Genomic DNA, 17,180 nt, shown 5'->3' with positions numbered 1-17,180 from the left:
GTGGGCACCAGGCCGTGGTCGAGGTGGTACTGGTCGTCGTAGATCGTCTGCCATTGACTTCCTCTCCGGCGTGAACGCCGGAGATTCCTACTGCGTCTGTCGGCGCGGGCGTCGCGCCGACAGGTCACCTCGGTGGGTTCCTGCTTCACCGCGCTGAGCCCCCACCTGCGTGGGTGGTCTTACCTGCGCTCCACAGGCTGTCACCGCCAGTCCGGCGGCCTTCGCGACGTTCACCGCCGCATTGATGTCCCGGTCCAGCCACACCCCGCATGAGCCGCACTGCCACGTGCGCACGTGCAATGGTTTGGGGCCGTCTTTGGTGCCGCAGGCCGAGCAGGTTTGCGAGGTGGGTTCGAAACGGCCGATGCGGATCACCTGCCGACCGTGCAGGGCGGCTTTGTATTCCAGCATCGCGACGAATCCGGACCATCCGGCGTCGTGCACGGACTTCGCCAACATGGTGCGCGCCAACCCGTTCACTGCCAGATTTTCCACTGCGATCGCTTGGTTCTCGCGGATCAACTGGGTGGAGAGCTGGTGGTGGAATTCTCGGCGAGCGTCAGCTACCCGCGCGTGGGCGCGAGCGAGCTTGGTCCGTTCCTTCTCCCGGTTGGCCGATCCTTTCTCCTTGCGGGACACGGCACGTTGTGCCCGCTTGAGCTTCTTCTCCGCCTTCCGCAGAAACCTTGGCGATGTGATTTTGCGGCCGTCCGAGGTCACCGCGAAGTGCTTCAAGCCCAGGTCAATCCCGACCTCCGGTGCGGAGCCGCTGATCGGTTCCGGCCTGGTGTCGACCACAAACGAGGCGAAATACCTTCCGGAAGCGTCCCTGATGACCGTCACCGATGAGGGCTTCGACGGCAGTGTCCGGGACCAGGTGACGGGGATGTCGCCGATCTTCGGTAACCGGAGCCTCCCGCCAGGGGTGATGGACCAGCGGGCGTTGGCGGTGAACCGGATCGCCTGCCTGCGGTCTCGGCGGGTTTTGAACCTCGGTGCGCCCATCTTCCGGCCCGCTCGTTTACCTGACAGCGAATCGAAGAAGTTGCGGAATGCCTGGTCGCAGTCTCGAAGCGCTTGTTGAAGCACGACGGTCGACACTTCGGATAACCAGGCGCGTTCAGGGGTGTTCTTCGCATCGGTGATCAGCCGCTTCGACAACTCACCCGCACTCGGGGCTTTCTCACCTGCCTCGTGCGCTGCGTTTCGTGCTCGTACAGCGTCGTTGTACACCACCCGAGCGCACCCGAACGCACGGGCCAGCAGGGCTTGCTGGCCTTGCGTTGGGTAGAGGCGGAAGGAGTACCGCAGCTGCACACCAAGATCGTATGACCTCGGTTTATCAGATCAACACTGCGCCGAAGCTGGACCGCCACTACTGGCGCGCTGAGCGGCTGTGGTCCGGCTCTTACTTCGCCGGTTCCGTGGGCAGCGCTCCGATCAGCGTGCTGCGCCAGTACATCGAATCCCAAGCACGTCCGGTTTAGGCCTGCCCAGCCCTTGGCGGGCTTCGCGGAGTGGGCCTTCGCCACCGCCCTGAAGGGTGGCGCACTGGCCCATATCGCAGCGCCGAATGCGTTCCAGGCACGCAGAGTTCCAAGGGGGAAGCAAGGGTGTCTCCACGCAGGTGTCAGCGGGCGAACAGAGCAGGGCTGGTTATGCCGGTGCTGCTGAACTGCTGTTTTCGGACACCTGGTGGAATCGGGGACTCGGCCGGTCTTAGCGTGGCAGGGGCGGGTGGCGACGACGCGCGCGGCGCGGTGCTGCACCTTCAGTACCTCCTCCGGGGCTCCGCGACCCCGTACGAATCGGTACGACGGCGTCAGTCTCCTGACTCGTGGATCATCGCTACCCGCTCGCCTTCCCACCGCTTGGTGCGGCAGTGGCATCGGTGGCGGTAGCTCCCCATTCACAGTGGCGGGACCGTGCCGGATTCACACCGGCTTCCTGCGCGCCGTCGCATGAACAACAACGCTGACGCTTGCACCAGACGAGCCGGGTGTCAAGACACCGAACCCAAGATCACCTCCAGTGCCGCAGGACGCGACGTGTGAGACGCCCTCGGCCGAGACTCGGCCAAGGGCGCCTCTCGTCCCGCCTGATGGTGGTCAGGATTGTCCTTAGTGGACATGCCATCGGCGCCGGCCGGCCGGCTCAGCGCGCCAAGCGCCCGAGCAGGGCGGCCGCGATGCTGATCATGATGCCGGCGGAGACGACCAGGACGCCGAAGTCCAACGCCAGGTGCGCCGGCGTGCCGATCAGCAGGCCGCGCAGCGCGTCGACCTCGTAGCCGAGCGGGTTCGCGTAGTTGGCCACCTTCAGCCACTCGGGCATCAGGTCGACCGGGTACAGGGCGTTGGAGGCGAAGAACAGCGGCATGGTGATCGCCTGCCCGATGCCCATCAGCCGGTCCCGGGACAGCACCAGCCCGGCGATCGTGATGGACAGGCAGCAGAAGAACGCCGAGCCGAGGATCACCACGACGGCCATCGCGAGCAGGTTCACCGGGTTCGTGGTGAGGCCGACGCCCAGCAGCGCCGCCAGCACCAGCACCACGAGCGCCTGCACCAGCGCGCGCACCCCGGCGGCGAATGCCTTGCCGGTCACCAGCGCGACCCGCGGCGTGGGCGTGACCAGCAGCTTCGCCAGCACGCCCGCGTCCCGCTCCCAGATGATCTGGATGCCGTAGAAGATCGCGATGAACAGCGCCGACTGAGCCAGGATTCCCGGCGCGAGGAAGTCGAGGTAGGGGACGTTCCCGGTGGGGATCGCGCGCAGCCCGGTGAACACCTGGCCGAAGATCAGCAGCCACAGCGCGGGCTGCACGGCCCTGGTGAGCAGCTCGGCCCGGTCGTGCCGCAGCTTCTGCAGCTCCACCAGGCACATCGCCGCCACCCGCGCCGCCACCAGGCCCGGCGGGCTGCGCCGCACCGGTTCAACCGAGGCGGCCGGAGGTGCGTCGAGTCGCGCGGACATCTCGCATCCCTTCTCCCGTTTCCTCGAAGGTATCGTCGGTGATCGTCCGGAAGACGTCGTCGAGCGTGGCGTCCGGTCCCACGGCCGCCTTGAGCTCGGCGGGGGTTCCCCGGGCCCGGATCCGCCCGCGGTGCATCAGGGCGAGCCGCTCGCAGTGCTGATCGGCCTCGTCCATGTAGTGCGTCGTGACCAGCACGGTCATCCCGGTCTCGGCACGGATCTCGGCGATCCGGTCCCACACGCTCTCCCGGCCGATGGGATCCAGGCCGATCGTCGGTTCGTCCAGCACGAGCAGCCTCGGCCCGCTGACCAGCGCCTGCGCGAGTTCGAGGCGGCGCACCATGCCGCCCGAATAGGTGTTGGCCAGGCGCTCGGCGACGGCGGCGAGCCCGACGGCGGCCAGCGCGGCGCGCACCGCGGATCGCCGCTGCGCGCGCGGAACGTCGAAGAGCCGGGCGAACAGCGCGACGTTCTCCTGCCCGGTCAGCGATCCGTCGGCCGAAAGCTGTTGCGGCACGTACCCGATCAGCCGCGCGCCGCCAGCTTGTGGCGCGCCACATCGACGCCGAAGATCTCGACGGCGCCCGCCGCGGTGGGCAGCAGGGTGGTGATCGCCCGGATCGTGGTGGTCTTGCCCGCGCCGTTGGGGCCCAGCAGGCCGAACACCTCGCCGGGCCGGACGTCGAGGTCAATCCCGTCGACCGCGACCTGCTCGCCGAACGACTGCCGCAGGCCCCTGCATCGCACGGCCATCTCGGTCATCCGCGCCACCTCCTTCCACTGCCCGCACCAACGCGTTCAACCCGCGCAGGGCATCGGCGACCGCCTTTTGATCCACTTTGGACAGATTGGCGAGGGCGCCGCCGACGAGGCGGGTCCGCGCGTGCCGCCAGGCGGCGATCCGATGCGCGGCGGCGTCGGTCAGGTGCAGCCGGATCGCGCGGCGATCGGCCGGATCGGTCTCGCGGCGCAGCAGGCCGACCCGGGCGAGCTGATTGACCAAGGTGCTCACGGAGTTCGGCGCCATGCGCAGCTGGAGCGCGGCACCGGCCACGCTGACGCCGGGCTGCTGCTCGACGACCTGCAGCAACTCGACCTGAGCGCCTCGCAGGTTCGGCATCGCCAACTCGGCGCGAAGGCTGCGCCGCACGACCCGCCGCAGCGCCGCGATCACGGTCATCAGCTCGTCGGCGACGATCTGCGCGTCCACATCGCCCACCTGTCAACGTTACCTCTCATTGCGAGGTATCGGCCGATCATCGCGGGACGCGAGATGCAGGAGCGGCACGGTGTGCCGCAGGGGGAGGGGTTTCCGCTGGGCACGGGGCCGTGAGTCTTTTGGGTCTGTTATTGAGGCCGCAAAAGACACAGCCCGGGGGGGCGCGAGAGCGGCGGTGGGGGGGGGGGTGGGGGTCTCCGGGCGCGCGGCGGCTTTTTTTTTTCCGCAACATCACCCCCCCACAACACCCCCCACGGCCGGGTGGTTCAGCTCGCGGTCAGGCTCCACTGCTGCGCCGGGTTCTCCGGTTCGCAGGGGAACAGCCGCACGTCCGATCCGCTCAGGTGGCCCAGGCAGCTGTTGGTGGCCATGTGGTGCAGCAGGCTGCCCTCGTCGGCGGCTTCAACGCGCCACTGCTGGGTCGCGTCGTAGGAGTCGCACGGCATCAGACGCACGTACGGGCCGCCGCCATGTCCCATACAGCTGTTCGTGCGGTCGATCCGGATCAGCTCGGAGTGGCCGAGGTACTCGCGCGACCAGTCCTGCTTCGGGTCGTTCGAGTTGCAGTCGGTCAACGTGATCGCGTAGCCGTCCGGGCTCTGCAGGCACGCACCCGCCGCCACGTTGCTGAACGACGCCTCCAGGGAAGCGGGGTCGGCTGCCGCGAGCGGCAGTGCGGCCGATCCGCTCAGGCACAGTGCGCCCAGGGTCGCCAGGGTCCAGTGGCTCGCTTTTCGCAATGAACTCACCTCGTAGAATCGCGTAGTAGATTCACGTAGCACGTGCCTTTTCGAGCACGTGCGTCACCGAGTTCACTGCGATCTCACCGAAAAGCCCGCAATTCACACCACTGTGGGCGAGGAGTGGCCCGCGGCCCGGGAACCGGGTACGACCGGCGCGGCGCCAGGTCGCCGGCCGGTCGTACCCGCGGTCAGCCGAGGGCGCCGAGGACCTTGTTGACGATGGTGTCGGTCGCGAGGCCGTAGCGTTCGTGCAGCGTCGGCAGGGCGCCGGCGTCCAGGAAGGCGTCGGGCAGCGCGATCGGCACGATCCGCTTGCCCAGCCCGCGGCTCACCACTGCCGAGGCGACGGTCTCGAACAGCCCGCCCACCACGGTGTGGTTCTCCAGCGTCACCACGAGCCGATCCGAGTCCACTTCGGACAGAACAGTGTCGGCGTCGAACGGCTTGATGGTCGGCGTGTGCACCACGGCGACGTCGACCCGGTGCTTCGCGAGCTCCTCCGCGGCCTGCAGCGCCCGCATCGTCATCAGTCCACTTGAGACGAACACGACATCCGAGCCGCCGCGCAGCACCGCCGCCTTGCCGAGGCGGAACGAGTAGTCGTACTCGTCCAGCACGGTCGGCACCTTGCCACGCAGCAGTCGCAGGTACGTCGGCCCTTCGGCGGCGGCCAGCTGCGGCACGGCCTGCTCGATGTCCACCGCGTCGCACGGGTCGACGATGGTGAGGTTCGGCATGCCGCGGAAGATCGCCACGTCCTCGGTCGCCTGGTGGCTGGGCCCGTAGCCGGTCGTCAGGCCCGGAAGCCCGCCGACGATGTTGACGTTGAGGTTCGGCTCGGCGATGTCCAGGCAGAGGAAGTCGTAGGCGCGCCGGGCGGCGAAGACGCTGTAGGTCGACGCGAACGGCACGAGCCCGACCTCCGCCATCCCGGCCGCCGCGCCGAGCAGCAGCTGCTCGGCCATGCCCATCTGGAAGAACCGGTCGGGGTGGGCCTCGGCGAACACGTGCATGTCGGTGTACTTGCCGAGGTCGGCGGTCAGGCCGACGATCCGGTCGTCCGCCTCGGCGAGCGCGGCCAGCGCGTGGCCGAATGGGGCGCTGGTGGTCCGCTGCCCGGGGTCGGCGAACGAGGCGATCATCGCGGAGGTGGTCAGCCGCTTCGGTGTCGTGGCGGTCATCGTGTCTGCTCTCCCGGGTGATTCTCGGTCAGCTGTTCGCGGCACAGCTGCCACTCGTGCTCCTCGATCCGCATGAAGTGGGCCTTCTCCCTGGCCTCCAGCAGCGGGACACCGCGCCCGATCCTGGTGTCGCAGAGGATCACCGCCGGCTCGCCGACGGGCGCCGATCGCTGCGCGGCGGCGTCGAACGCCCGCAACAGCGCCGGCACGTCGTTGCCGTCGACGCGCTGGGTGAACCAGCCTGCCGCGGCCCACTTCTCCTCGGCGGGCTCGATGCCCAGCACGCCCTTCGTGGGCCCGTCCGCCTGCAGGGCGTTCATGTCCACGATGGCCAGGATCCGGCCGAGCCGGTGGTGGGCGGCGCCCACCGCGGCTTCCCAGGTGGAGCCCTCGTCCAGCTCGCCGTCGGACAGGAAGTTGACGATGCGGGGCTGCTCGCCCCGCAGCCGGGTGCCGAGCGCCATGCCGACCGCGACGGTGAGGCCGTGCCCGAGCGACCCGCCGGAGATCTCCATGCCGGGCGTGTAGGAGGCCATGCCGGACATCGGCAGGCGGGAGCCGTCGGAGCCGTAGGTCTCCAGCTCGTCGACCGGGATGGTGCCGGCCTCGGCGAGGGCGGCGTACAGGGCGATGGCGTAGTGGCCGGTGGACAGCAGGAACCGGTCCCGCTCCGGCCAGTGCGGGTCGTCGGCCCGGAAGCGCAGCTGGTCGACGTAGACCGCGGCGAGGACGTCGGCGACGCCCAGCGCCTGCCCGACGTATCCCTGGCCCTGCACCTGGCCCATGTCCAGGACGTGGTGCCGCATGCGGAAGGCCGCCGCACGCACCCGGTCGGCGCGCGCCGTCAGGTCGCTGCCGGTGGCAATCGTCATCGTGTTCCTCTCGGGCAGTGGAGGCGGTCTCGGAGACTGTTGGTGAAGTCGGTTCTGTCTTTGAAGCGGCGAAGCCGCTTAGCCCGCCCTGGCAACTTGCACCGCCGCGGGTTCTCAGGTGTCTTTTCGCAAGGACAGCGCCGACGTAGTGAATTGGTCATTCATGACATCGGGGATCCCACAGCGAGAAGGCGACCGTAATTCCCGCAGGGGGGCCGCCACCCGCACCGCCACGCAAGACGAGTCTGGAAACAGGCTTCTCAGTGCGCGGCGGCGGGTCGGGGATCGTCGTTCTCCGCGCTGCGGCGGAGCGCTTCCTGGCGCTCCCGCTTGCCGAAGGTCTCGCGGGTCACCAACGCGGCGACCAGGCCGAGGACCGAGTAGGCGAGGAACAGCAGGGCGGGGCCCATCCAGCCGAGCGCGAGGAACAGCAGGGTGGTGACGAACGGCGTGAAACCGGAGATCATCGCCGAGATCTGGTAGGCCAGCGAGGCGCCCGAGGAGCGGGTCTTCGCCTGGAACAGCTCCGGGAACCACGCGCCCTGCGAGCCGGCCAGCGCGTTCTGGCAGACGCCGTAGGAGATGGCCACGGTGGCGATGATCGCCAGCACCGATCCCGTGTTGACGAGCAGGAACATCGGGATCGCCCAGGCCGCGCCGAAGAGGCAGACCCAGATGTACACCGGGCGCCGCCCGACCCGATCGGTCAGCCCGCCCCAGGCGATCGTGGCGAAGATGCCGATCGCCGAGGCGATGCACAGCGACAGGATCGTCTCGCCGCTGGTGGCCAGCTTCTCCGACTTCAGGTAGGAGATCATGTAGGTGATGGCCACGGCGTAGCCCGCGGTTTCGGCGATGCGCAGTCCGATGCCGCGCAGCAGGTTCCGCCAGTCGTCCTTGATGACCTCGACGATCGGCGACTTGACGATCTCGCCGCTGTCCCGGACGTCCTCGAACACCGGCGACTCGGGCACCTTCGACCGCACGATCAGCCCGATGATCACCAGCAGCAGGCTGGCCAGGAACGGCACACGCCACGCCCAGTCGCCGGGCAGCGCGACCGAGCCGAGGAAGACGAGGTTGGCCAGCAGCAGCCCGATCGGGAAGCCGGCCTGCACGATGCCGGTGTACGCGCCCTTGCGCAGCCACGGGGCGTGTTCGTAGGTCATGAGGATCGCCCCGCCCCATTCGGCGCCGTAGGCGACGCCCTGGATGATCCGCACGGTGACCAGCAGCGCCGGGGCGAGCACGCCGACCTGCGCGTAGGTGGGCAGCAGGCCGATGGCGAAGGTGGCCAGGCCCATCACGATCAGCGAGGCGACCAGCACGGGCTTGCGGCCGATCCGGTCGCCGAGGTGGCCGCCGATGACGCCGCCGAGCGGCCGGGCGACGAAACCGACGCCGAGCGTCGCGAAGGCCGACAGCGTCCCGACGATCGGTGAGGCGTTCGGGAAGAACGCGGGGCCGAAGTAGAGGGCCGCGGCGGTGCCGAAACCGATGAAGTCGTAACTCTCGATCACGGCGCCCGCGGTCGATCCCCACGCCACCCGTCGCACGTCCGGTGTGCCGTGCACCGGCCCGCTAATGCGCAGCGGTTCCGCGCTCATCACTCACCTCTTCATTGGGGTAGTTCGACGTTGTCGACATCGGCTCCGCCGTGTCAACACTGCGGGAGATATTCAGCTCTCATCGCTCGTTTGTCAACAGTGATCTGCCATGTAAAACCGCTGCCACTAGCAGTAATCCCCGACTTTGATTGGCTGCTCTTGTCTGTTGACAGGGCGCTGTTAACATCTCCGCATTCGTTGCTTGAGGAGGAACCTTGTCGGACCGGTGGCCCGGGTGCTCGTCCATCAGCTTTCGCCACCTCGGATTGTCCGAGGCGCTAGGCGTGATCGCGGGATGCGGCTTCGCCGAGATCGATCTCGGCGCGCTGCCCGGCGTGTGCGACCACGTGCCCTACGAGCTGACCGAAGCCGCCGTGGCCGAGGTGGTGTCGACAGTGCGGGCGGGCGGCCTCGCGGTCCGATCGGTCAACGGTGACATCGGTGACCTGAACCGAGTGCTCGACCCGAGCGCCGCCCAGGAGCGGGAGACGCACCTGCGCCGCCTGCTTGACCTGACCGCGGGCTGCGGCGCGGATGCGCTGGTGCTGCCGTGCGGCGCCCAGTCGCACGAGCCGGAGACCGGCCTGGATGCCGACCTGGATCGCGTCGCGGGCGAGCTCGCGCGGGCCGCCGAGCTCGCAAGCGCCCACGGTGTGGCGATCTGGGTCGAGGCGCCGCACTTCTTCCGCCTGTGCGCCGACGTCGACCTGGCCGCGAAGCTGATCGAGAGGCTGGATCCGGCGGTGGGCGTCGTGCTGGACACCAGCCACATCGTGGCTTCCGGCGGCGACCCGGCCGCCTTCGCGCACCGGTTCGGGCAGCGGATTGCCCACGTGCACCTCAGGGACGCCGTCCCCGGCGGGATCAACCACAGCATCGGCAACGGCGTGGTCGATTTCCCCGCCGCGTTCGAGGCGCTGCGTTCCGTCGGCTACGGCGGGTCGTTCGCGCTCGAACTCGAAACCCGCGATGTCACCGACGACGAACGGCCCGCCGCGGCGGTACGCGCCGCCGAATACATCGCGACCCTGCTCTGAAACGTCGACCGAAGGAGAACCAGGAGTGACCAGCATCCAGCGCACGGCGGTGGTTACGGGCGCGGCCGCGCCGCGAGGCATCGGGAAGGCCGCAGCCCTGCGGTACGCCCGCCAGGGATGGGCCGTCGTGGTGCTCGACCTCGACGAACCGGCCGCGAAGGCCGCCGCCGAAGACATCGCCGCGCAGACCGGCGCGACGGTCTTCGCGCACGGCATCGACGTCGCCGACGAGCCGTCGGTGCAGGCCGCCTACGACGCGGTGCGGGCCGAGGTGGCCGCCGGCCGGCTGTCCGCGGTCGGGGCGCTGGCCAACATCGCGGGCATCACCTCGCCGGTGCCGTTCCTGGAGACCACCCTCGACTTGTGGAACAAGGTGCTGGCGGTCAACGCGACCGGCACCTACCTGGTCACCAAGGCGTTCCTGCCGGACCTGATCGAGGCGGGCTGGGGGCGCATCGTCAACATGTCGTCGGTGTCGGCCCAGCAGGGCGGGGGAGTGTTCGGCAAGACGCCGTACTGCGCCGCGAAGGCCGCCATCCTCGGGTTCACCAAGTCGCTGGCCAAGGAGCTCGGCGCGGCCGGGATCACCGTCAACGCAGTCGCGCCGGGCGCGGTGGACACCGACATCCGGGCGGACGCGACCACTCCGGAGCTGGAGGACGCCATCACCAGCGGCATCCCGATCGGCCGTCAGGCCACAGTGGACGACGTGGCCGCGGTGATCACCTGGCTGTCCACCGACGACGCCGGCTACCTGCAGGGCACCACGATCGACATCAACGGCGGATCGTTCCTCCACTGAGGACGGATGGGTTGGCATGACGTATCTGTGGGACGACCCGGCGACGTTCGCCGACGACGCGCTGGCCGGGTTCTGCGAGCTGCACGCCGACCTGGTGCGGCAGGTGCCGGGCGGCGCGGTGCGGCGGGCCCGGCCGCAGCGGCCGAAGGTCGCGGTGCTGCCCGGCGGCGGCTCCGGCCACTACCCGGCCTTCTACGGGATCATCGGCCCCGGCCTCGCGGACGGGGCGGTCAGCGGCAACCTGTTCACGTCGCCGTCCGCGCAGGACGCCTACTCGGTGGCGATGGCCGCGCAGTCCGGTGCCGGGGTGGTGTTCAGCTACGGCAACTACGCCGGCGACGTGATGAACTTCGGCCTGGCCACCGACCGGCTGCGGGCCGAGGGCATCGCCGTCGACAACGTGGTGGTCACCGATGACATCGCCAGCGCTCCGGCGGAGGAGGCGGAGCGGCGGCGCGGGATCGCCGGTGACTTCACGGTCTTCAAGATGATGGGCGCGGCCGCCGAAGAGGGCATGGACCTCGCCGGAGTCGTGCGGGTGGGCCGGAAGGCCAACGAGCGCACGCGCACGATCGGCACCGCGTTCGCCGGATGCACCTTCCCCGGCGCGCCCGAGCCGCTGTTCAGCGTGCCGGACGGGCAGATGGGCCTGGGGCTGGGAATCCACGGCGAGCCCGGCCTTCGGGACGTGCCGCTGCCCTCGGCCGGGGAACTCGCGGCCGACTTCGTGCGCAGGCTCCTGGCGGAGAAGCCCGCGAACGCGGGGGAGCGCGTGGCCGTGCTGCTCAACGGCCTCGGCGCGGTCAAGCAGGAGGAACTGCTTGTGCTGTGGCGGCCGGTGGCCGCGCTGCTGCGCGAGTCGGGGCACGTCCCGGTGCTGCCCGAGGTGGGCGAGCTCGTGACGAGCCTCGACATGGCGGGCGTGTCGCTCACCATGACCTGGCTGGACGACGAGCTCGAACGTCTGTGGACGGCTCCGGCGTGGACGCCGGCGTTCCGGCGCGGCCGAACGGCCGGCGAGCCGCAGGCGCCGGTTGAGCCCGCGGCGAGCGAGCCGCAGACGGCCGAGCGGGTGTACTCACCCGCCTCCGCCGAGTCTCGCCGGCTCGCCGAACACGTGCTCGTGGCGCTGCGTCAGGTGGCTTCGGCGCTGGGCGAAGAGGAAAGCGAGCTCGGTGCCATCGACGCCGTGGCGGGCGACGGCGACCACGGCCGCGGCATGGTCCGCGGCATCGGCGCTGCGCTGGCCGCCGCAGAGGAAGCCCAGCGGGCCGGAGCAGGGGCGGGGGACTGCCTCGCCGCCGCCGGGGACGGCTGGGCGGCACGCGCGGGTGGCACGTCCGGCGTCCTGTGGGGTGCCGGGCTGCGGGCCGCCGGCGAAGTCCTCGCCGACCACGGCGGCAGCGCGGAAATCGCGGCCAAGGCGGTGGATGCGCTGGCCGCGCGCATCGCGACGCTCGGCGGCGCGGCGGTCGGCGACAAGACGCTGGTTGACGCGCTGGAACCGTTCCGGGCCGAACTGCTGTCGGCGGTCGCCGCTGATGTTTCGGCAGCTGCCGCGTGGTCGCGCGCGGCGGAAGCGGCCGACCTGGCGGCCCGGAACACCGCACAACTGGTGCCGCGCAAGGGACGGGCGCGGCCGCTGGCCGAGCGCAGCGTCGGCACGCCCGATCCCGGTGCGGTGTCGATGGCCCTGATCGCCCGGACGATCGCCGACTACCTGACGGGAGAACTCCGATGACGTACCGGATCGCGATCGGCTGCGACGACGCCGGGCTGGACTTCAAGGAACGCCTCGCCGCCGACCTGCGCGCCGATCCCAGGGTGAGTGAGGTGATCGACCTCGGCGTGCACCGCGATGCCGAGGACGTGCACCGCCCGTACCCGGAGATCGGCCTGGCGGCGGGCGAAGCCGTGCGCGCGGGCACCGCCGACCGGGCCCTGCTCGTCTGCGGCACCGGCATCGGGATGGCGCTGTCGGCCAACAAGGTGCCGGGCGTGCGGGCCACCACCGCCCACGACTCGTACTCGGTGGAGCGGTCCGTGCTGTCCAACAACTGCCAGGTGCTGACCGTCGGGCAGCGGGTGGTGGGGCTCGAACTGGCCCGCCGGCTGGTGCGCGAATGGCTCGGTTACGAGTTCGACCACCGATCGCCCAGCGCGGCGAAGGTAGAGTTGATTGCCGAGTACGAACGGTGCTGAGCGCCGTCGGAGGCGCGGAACCGAGGAGGCTGCGAGTGGTGAGCCGTCAGGCGCAGGCAGGCCGGAACCTCCGGCAGATGGCCGTCGACGCCCTGCGGAAGGCGATCACCACCGGCACGTTCCCGCCGGGCACTCACCTCGGCGAGGTGCAGGTGTCCGATCAGCTCGGCATCAGCCGCGGCACGCTGCGCGAGGCGCTGCGCGAACTGCAGCAGGAGGGCCTGGTCTCCTACGGCGATCGCGGCCGGGTCACGGTCCGGCAGATCGACGAGAAGGACATCATCAACACCTTCACCGTCCGGGCCGCGCTGGAGGCGGTGGCCGGTGAAACGCTGGCCTCCGGCTACTACCGGGAACAGCACTGCCGCAGCCTGCGCGCCGCCGTCGACGACATGGCGGCGGCCGCGCAGGTCTCGCTGGAAGCGCAGATCGAGGCGGACCTCGCCTTCCACGAGCTGCTGTGCGAGCTCACCGGAAACGACGCGCTGCTGCGGTCGTGGAAGTTGCTGGAAGGCTCGATCCGCATGTGCATCATGTACCGCGGCCTGGAACGGGCGCTGACCAACATGAGCGCCGACCGTCACCTGGAGATCGTCACGGCAATCGAATCGGGAGACCCGGTGAAGACGCAAACTGTGATCCAGGACCACATGGTGGCAACGGCGCAGGCACTGCTGTTCGGAACGGTCCGAAGCCGCAGGCCGATCAACATCCTGGGCGAAGCCCCACCAGCAGAGCCGGAAGAACGGCCCGAGAAGCACGCCTGACGAACGCCCGGCCCGGCCGGGCGTTCGCTTTTCCAGCGACGTCCATTGTGGACCAGCTGTCGGTGTCGTGAACGCCGGATCGTGCAGAGGCGCCCTAGCCGTGGACAGCGCGCGGGAGGTCCGCTTCCTGGTGAGCGAGTCGGACCTCGGCGATGGTGAGTAGTTGGAGCGCGACCTCGTGAACACCTCGCTGGAGAAGTCCGTGATCGTCTACAACACGTGCCGACAGCTGCCGGGACCGCTCCTGCGCCCCGCTGACCACCGGGCCAGGTATTGCGGGCTGGGTTGTTGGGTACCAGGGGTGTGATGGGCGCGTCGAGGGGGCGGCGCGATCGGTGCTCGCCTGCTCGTGGTTCTCCCCGGTGCCCGTTGCCGCGTGGAGGTGGTCGATGGCAACGCCCTCTTCGAAGCTCCGGGTCACCCGGCGCGTTTACGCGCTGGGGTCGCTGGCGGCGATCCTGTTCGGCTACGACAACGGGATCATCTCCGCCGCCATCCTGTTCATCCCGCACGAGCTGCCGCTCACTCCGCTGCTCAAGGGCGCCGTCGTCAGCTCGACCGTCGTCGGGGCGATGGTGGGGGCCCTGGGCAGCGGGCCGGTGGCCGACCGGCTCGGACGGCAGCGCGTCCTGCTCGCCGCCGGGGTCGTGTTCACCATCGGCGCGCTCGGTGCCGGTGTGGCGCCGACGGTCGCCTTGCTGGTGCTGTTCCGGTTCGTCATCGGGATCGGCATCGGCATCGCTTCGGTGGTGGTTCCGCTCTACCTGGCCGAGATGGCGCCGGCCGGGGAGCGCGGCGCGGTCACCTCGCTGAACCAGTACATGATCATCGTGGGCACGGCGCTGGCCGCCGCCACCGGTTACGGGCTGGCCTTCGTCGCCTCGTGGCGGTGGATGATCCTCATCGGCGCGTTCCCCGCGGTCGTGCTGGTCCTGGGGCTGCTGGCCGCGCCGGACACGCCCCGGTCGCTGGTGCGGCGGGGACGCCCGGAGCAGGCGCGCGCGCTGCTGGTCGGCCTGCGCGGCGATCCGGCCGCCGCCGACCGGGAGCTCGCCGAGATCACCGAGCTCGAACGCCAGCAGCGGGACGCCCGGCTCGGCGCCCGCATGTCCGCGCCCTGGGTGCGCCGCCTGTTGTTGCTGGGCGCGATGCTCGCCGTGTTCCAGCAGATCACCGGCATCAACACGATCGTCTACTACGCGCCCAGCGTCCTCACGACCTTCGGCGTCTCCGAGGTCACCGCGCTGCTGTTCACGTTCCTCAACGGGCTGCTGAACATCCTGACGATCGCGCTCGTCGTGCGGGCCAAGGTCGTGGACCGCAGGGGCCGCAAACCCGTCCTGCTCGCCGGGCTGGTCGGCATGTCGGTGAGCCTGTTCGCGGTCGGTGTGGCGGCGCTGGTGCTGCCCGCAGAGTCCCCGGCGCTGTTCGGGATCGCCGTCGCCGCCTTCGTCGTGTTCACCAACACCTTCTCGGCCACCTGGGGGCCGGTGCTGTGGGTGGTGCTGGCGGAGATCTTCCCGCTGGCGATCCGCGGCGCGGCGATGGCCGTCGCCACGCTGTTCAACTGGCTCACCGACTTCTTCGTCTCGCTGACCTTCCCCACCTTCACTTCGCTGGTGGGCGCCGGGGTGGTGTTCATCGCCTACGCCGCCGCGGGCGTGATCGTCTTCCCGATCGTCTGGTGGGTCATGCCGGAAACCAAGCAGCGGAGCCTGGAATCGCTGGAGCGGGCGTTCCGGAAGGGCACCCGGTTCCGGCCGGAGGATTGAGGTGGACCGGCGCCAGTTCGTGAAGCTCTCGCTCGCGGGCGCGGGCGGGGTGCTCCTCGGCGGCGTGCCGCGCGTCGGCGAGGCGGCCGAAGGCCTGACCGTCGCCGATCCGGCCAGCGCGTTCTTCGCGACCGCGTTCACCGAGTACGCCGCCACCGTCAGCACCGACAGCACCGGCGACCTGTGGCCGACCTGCTGGGCGGACGACGACTACGTCTACACCGCCAACGGCGACGGTCAGGGATTCGGCGACGAGCCGATGGCGGCCATCGTGGTGAACCGGATCGCCGGAACACCCGAAACCGGCCTGCGCGGCGAACGGCTGGCCGCCGGCGACGCGGTCGCCAAGGCCCACGCCGATCCCAAGCTGTACAACTCGAAACCCACCGGGATCGTCGCCGTCGACGGCAACGGCGACGGCCGGGACGAGCTGTACCTGGCGGTGCAGGACCTGCGCTTCGCGCCCGCCGCCACGGCGTTCGACGACGCGGTGGACGCCACCGTCGTCAAATCGGAGGACTACGGGCGCACCTGGCAGCAGCCGTCCGAGCCGATGTTCACCGGCCACGTCTTCACCACGATCATGTTCCTCGACTTCGGTCGCAGCCAGGAGCACGCCCGATCGCTCGGCCCGGAGAACGCCGGGTACGTCTACGCCTACGGCCTGGATGACAACTGGCGCGACTCCTACAGCAACACGGTGCCGTCGCCGACGAGCCTCTACCTGGCCCGGGTTCCCCGGAACTCGATCCAGCAGCGGGACACCTGGCGGTTCTACGCCGGAACCGGGCGAGCTGGAAGTCCACAGTGGAGCGCCAGCATCGGCGAGAAGGCACCGGTGCTCACCGACGAACGGCGGCTCTACACCGACGTCTTCGGCGAACGCCGCCGCGACCTCAGTGTGATCTCCCAGGGCGGCGTCTTCTACAACGCCCCGCTGCGCCGGTTCATCTACACCTCGTGGACCGAGTACACCTTCGAGTTCTACGAGGCGCCGACGCCCTGGGGGCCGTGGCAGCTGTTCATGTCCAAGGACTTCGGCGCCCAGCCCTGGTTCGGTCGCCCCGGCCGCGTCCGGCTGCTTCCCGTGCCGGGCGGCCACGACGTGCCGACGCCGGAGACCGGCGAACCCAAGCCGGCCTGCGCCGGGCCGAAGAACGGCGGCTACGCGCCCACCATCCCGGCCAAGTTCGTCTCGGCCGACGGAACGCGGATGTGGTTGCAGTCCAACTGGTTCCTGAACGTGGCGTGCGGGCTGCCCAACTACGACTTCTCGTTGCGCCAGTTCCGGGTGGCTCCGCGCAGGCCGGGCGATCCGGGCCAGAACCCGCCCGACCCGGCGGACAACCTGGCCGGCCCGGAGAAAGAGCCTTTCCCCATCGAGAAGACGGCCCACTACGGCCACGGCGAATACCTCAACAACGGCGTCCGGGAGGAGAGCGAGGACAGCTTCGACGGCGCCCGCAAGCAGGCCGACTTCTGGGGATACACCTGGCGGGACGAGTACTGGATCGACCGCGTCGTCTACACCACCGGCAGCATGTTCGCGGATGGCGGCTGGTTCGCCCGCTCCCTGACCGCGCAGGTCCGCCAAGGGGCGAGCTGGGTGGACGTCACCGGCCTGACGACCACCCCGGCATACCCCTACGACAGCACCGCGGGCCCGAACAAGACCTACGAGCTCGCGTTCGACCCGATCGCCGGGGATGGCGTCCGGATCATCGGAATCCCGGGCGGCACGGCGACATTCACCTCGATCGGCGAGCTGGAGGTGTACTTCGACGGCCGGAAACCCCGGTGACCTGGTGCTGCGGCGCGAACTGGGCGAGCAGCTGCTCCAGGCGATCACGCCAGTCGCCGCCGGCGATTCGTCACGAACATGTTCGTTCGGTTCGGTCGTGAGTGTTTTGGAGCGGAGTGGGGGCCCAAAAAAAAAACCCCCACCCGCGGCGCCGGGGGGGTGTGTTTGTTAAAATTGCACCCCGGGGAGGTGGGGTTTGGT

At 69.7% G+C, this 17,180-nt stretch carries 15 protein-coding genes, 1 pseudogene and 1 riboswitch; of the genes and pseudogenes, 8 read left to right on the top strand and 8 right to left on the bottom strand.

Features of this window, described 5'->3' with window-relative positions:
• Positions 1 to 87 precede the first annotated feature (87 nt).
• A complete protein-coding gene (locus AB0I53_RS03635; protein ID WP_358595828.1) occupies positions 88 to 1,317 on the bottom strand; it encodes an RNA-guided endonuclease TnpB family protein in 1,230 nt (409 codons plus the stop codon).
• Between the two features lie 11 nt (positions 1,318 to 1,328).
• Here AB0I53_RS03635 and AB0I53_RS03630 point away from each other — a divergent pair, with 11 nt between their 5' ends.
• A complete protein-coding gene (locus AB0I53_RS03630; protein ID WP_358595825.1) occupies positions 1,329 to 1,487 on the top strand; it encodes a transposase in 159 nt (52 codons plus the stop codon).
• 315 nt (positions 1,488 to 1,802) lie between these two features.
• Positions 1,803 to 1,992: riboswitch (cobalamin riboswitch) on the bottom strand.
• A 162-nt stretch (positions 1,993 to 2,154) separates the two neighbouring features.
• Here the strand turns inward: AB0I53_RS03630 and AB0I53_RS03625 are convergent.
• From AB0I53_RS03625 to AB0I53_RS03595, 7 genes and pseudogenes are all read right to left on the bottom strand, one after another.
• The gene (locus AB0I53_RS03625; protein ID WP_358595822.1) at positions 2,155 to 2,976 is read right to left on the bottom strand and encodes an ABC transporter permease; all 822 of its coding nucleotides are present in this window, start codon (positions 2,974 to 2,976) and stop codon (positions 2,155 to 2,157) included.
• Positions 2,936 to 3,738, bottom strand: a pseudogene (locus AB0I53_RS03620) (ATP-binding cassette domain-containing protein). Before AB0I53_RS03620 ends, AB0I53_RS03625 begins: the two are co-directional and overlap by 41 nt.
• On the bottom strand, positions 3,665 to 4,096 hold the full coding sequence (locus AB0I53_RS03615; RefSeq protein ID WP_358596244.1) for a MarR family transcriptional regulator: 432 nt from the start codon (positions 4,094 to 4,096) through the stop codon (positions 3,665 to 3,667). The pseudogene AB0I53_RS03620 and the gene AB0I53_RS03615 overlap by 74 nt, the downstream one beginning before the upstream one ends.
• Before the next feature lie 365 nt (positions 4,097 to 4,461).
• Positions 4,462 to 4,935, bottom strand: coding sequence for an RICIN domain-containing protein (locus tag AB0I53_RS03610; protein WP_358595819.1), 474 nt, complete (start codon positions 4,933 to 4,935; stop codon positions 4,462 to 4,464).
• A 191-nt stretch (positions 4,936 to 5,126) separates the two neighbouring features.
• On the bottom strand, positions 5,127 to 6,119 hold the full coding sequence (locus tag AB0I53_RS03605; protein WP_358595816.1) for a transketolase C-terminal domain-containing protein: 993 nt from the start codon (positions 6,117 to 6,119) through the stop codon (positions 5,127 to 5,129).
• Entirely contained in the window at positions 6,116 to 6,991 is an 876-nt protein-coding gene (locus AB0I53_RS03600) for a transketolase (RefSeq protein WP_358595813.1), read from the bottom strand. Before AB0I53_RS03600 ends, AB0I53_RS03605 begins: the two co-directional genes overlap by 4 nt.
• 260 nt (positions 6,992 to 7,251) lie before the next feature.
• Positions 7,252 to 8,598, bottom strand: coding sequence for an MFS transporter (locus tag AB0I53_RS03595; RefSeq protein WP_358595810.1), 1,347 nt, complete (start codon positions 8,596 to 8,598; stop codon positions 7,252 to 7,254).
• A gap of 284 nt (positions 8,599 to 8,882) precedes the next feature.
• Here AB0I53_RS03595 and AB0I53_RS03590 point away from each other — a divergent pair, with 284 nt between their 5' ends.
• The 7 genes from AB0I53_RS03590 to AB0I53_RS03560 all read left to right on the top strand — a co-directional run bounded on the left by AB0I53_RS03590 (position 8,883) and on the right by AB0I53_RS03560 (position 16,979).
• Entirely contained in the window at positions 8,883 to 9,635 is a 753-nt protein-coding gene (locus AB0I53_RS03590) for a sugar phosphate isomerase/epimerase (protein WP_358595807.1), read from the top strand.
• Between the two features lie 25 nt (positions 9,636 to 9,660).
• Positions 9,661 to 10,437: an SDR family oxidoreductase gene (locus tag AB0I53_RS03585; RefSeq protein ID WP_358595804.1), complete on the top strand. Its 777-nt coding sequence runs from the start codon at positions 9,661 to 9,663 to the stop codon at positions 10,435 to 10,437.
• A gap of 16 nt (positions 10,438 to 10,453) precedes the next feature.
• The gene (locus AB0I53_RS03580) at positions 10,454 to 12,178 is read left to right on the top strand and encodes a dihydroxyacetone kinase family protein (protein WP_358595801.1); all 1,725 of its coding nucleotides are present in this window, start codon (positions 10,454 to 10,456) and stop codon (positions 12,176 to 12,178) included.
• On the top strand, positions 12,175 to 12,639 hold the full coding sequence (locus AB0I53_RS03575) for a ribose-5-phosphate isomerase (protein ID WP_358595798.1): 465 nt from the start codon (positions 12,175 to 12,177) through the stop codon (positions 12,637 to 12,639). The genes AB0I53_RS03580 and AB0I53_RS03575 overlap by 4 nt, the downstream gene beginning before the upstream one ends.
• 35 nt (positions 12,640 to 12,674) lie before the next feature.
• Entirely contained in the window at positions 12,675 to 13,406 is a 732-nt protein-coding gene (locus AB0I53_RS03570) for a GntR family transcriptional regulator (protein WP_358595795.1), read from the top strand.
• A 389-nt stretch (positions 13,407 to 13,795) separates the two neighbouring features.
• The gene (locus AB0I53_RS03565) at positions 13,796 to 15,178 is read left to right on the top strand and encodes a sugar porter family MFS transporter (RefSeq protein ID WP_358595792.1); all 1,383 of its coding nucleotides are present in this window, start codon (positions 13,796 to 13,798) and stop codon (positions 15,176 to 15,178) included.
• 1 nt (position 15,179) lies between these two features.
• Positions 15,180 to 16,979: a hypothetical protein gene (locus AB0I53_RS03560; RefSeq protein ID WP_358595789.1), complete on the top strand. Its 1,800-nt coding sequence runs from the start codon at positions 15,180 to 15,182 to the stop codon at positions 16,977 to 16,979.
• The last annotated feature ends 201 nt before the right edge of the window (positions 16,980 to 17,180 follow it).

Origin of the sequence: Saccharopolyspora sp. NPDC050389 (genome assembly GCF_040655595.1) — a bacterium.
Classification (GTDB): Bacteria; Actinomycetota; Actinomycetes; order Mycobacteriales; family Pseudonocardiaceae; genus Saccharopolyspora.
This window is presented reverse-complemented; position numbering and strand designations above follow the sequence as displayed.

What these genes read in the sequence shown, in the direction of transcription:
- AB0I53_RS03630 (WP_358595825.1), top strand. Translation starts at nt 1,329, where the DNA reads ATGACCTCGGTTTATCAGATCAACACTGCGCCGAAGCTGGACCGCCAC.
- AB0I53_RS03625 (WP_358595822.1), bottom strand. Translation starts at nt 2,976, where the DNA reads ATGTCCGCGCGACTCGACGCACCTCCGGCCGCCTCGGTTGAACCGGTG.
- AB0I53_RS03615 (WP_358596244.1), bottom strand. Translation starts at nt 4,096, where the DNA reads ATGCCGAACCTGCGAGGCGCTCAGGTCGAGTTGCTGCAGGTCGTCGAG.
- AB0I53_RS03605 (WP_358595816.1), bottom strand. Translation starts at nt 6,119, where the DNA reads ATGACCGCCACGACACCGAAGCGGCTGACCACCTCCGCGATGATCGCC.
- AB0I53_RS03600 (WP_358595813.1), bottom strand. Translation starts at nt 6,991, where the DNA reads ATGACGATTGCCACCGGCAGCGACCTGACGGCGCGCGCCGACCGGGTG.
- AB0I53_RS03595 (WP_358595810.1), bottom strand. Translation starts at nt 8,598, where the DNA reads ATGAGCGCGGAACCGCTGCGCATTAGCGGGCCGGTGCACGGCACACCG.
- AB0I53_RS03580 (WP_358595801.1), top strand. Translation starts at nt 10,454, where the DNA reads ATGACGTATCTGTGGGACGACCCGGCGACGTTCGCCGACGACGCGCTG.
- AB0I53_RS03575 (WP_358595798.1), top strand. Translation starts at nt 12,175, where the DNA reads ATGACGTACCGGATCGCGATCGGCTGCGACGACGCCGGGCTGGACTTC.
- AB0I53_RS03565 (WP_358595792.1), top strand. Translation starts at nt 13,796, where the DNA reads ATGGCAACGCCCTCTTCGAAGCTCCGGGTCACCCGGCGCGTTTACGCG.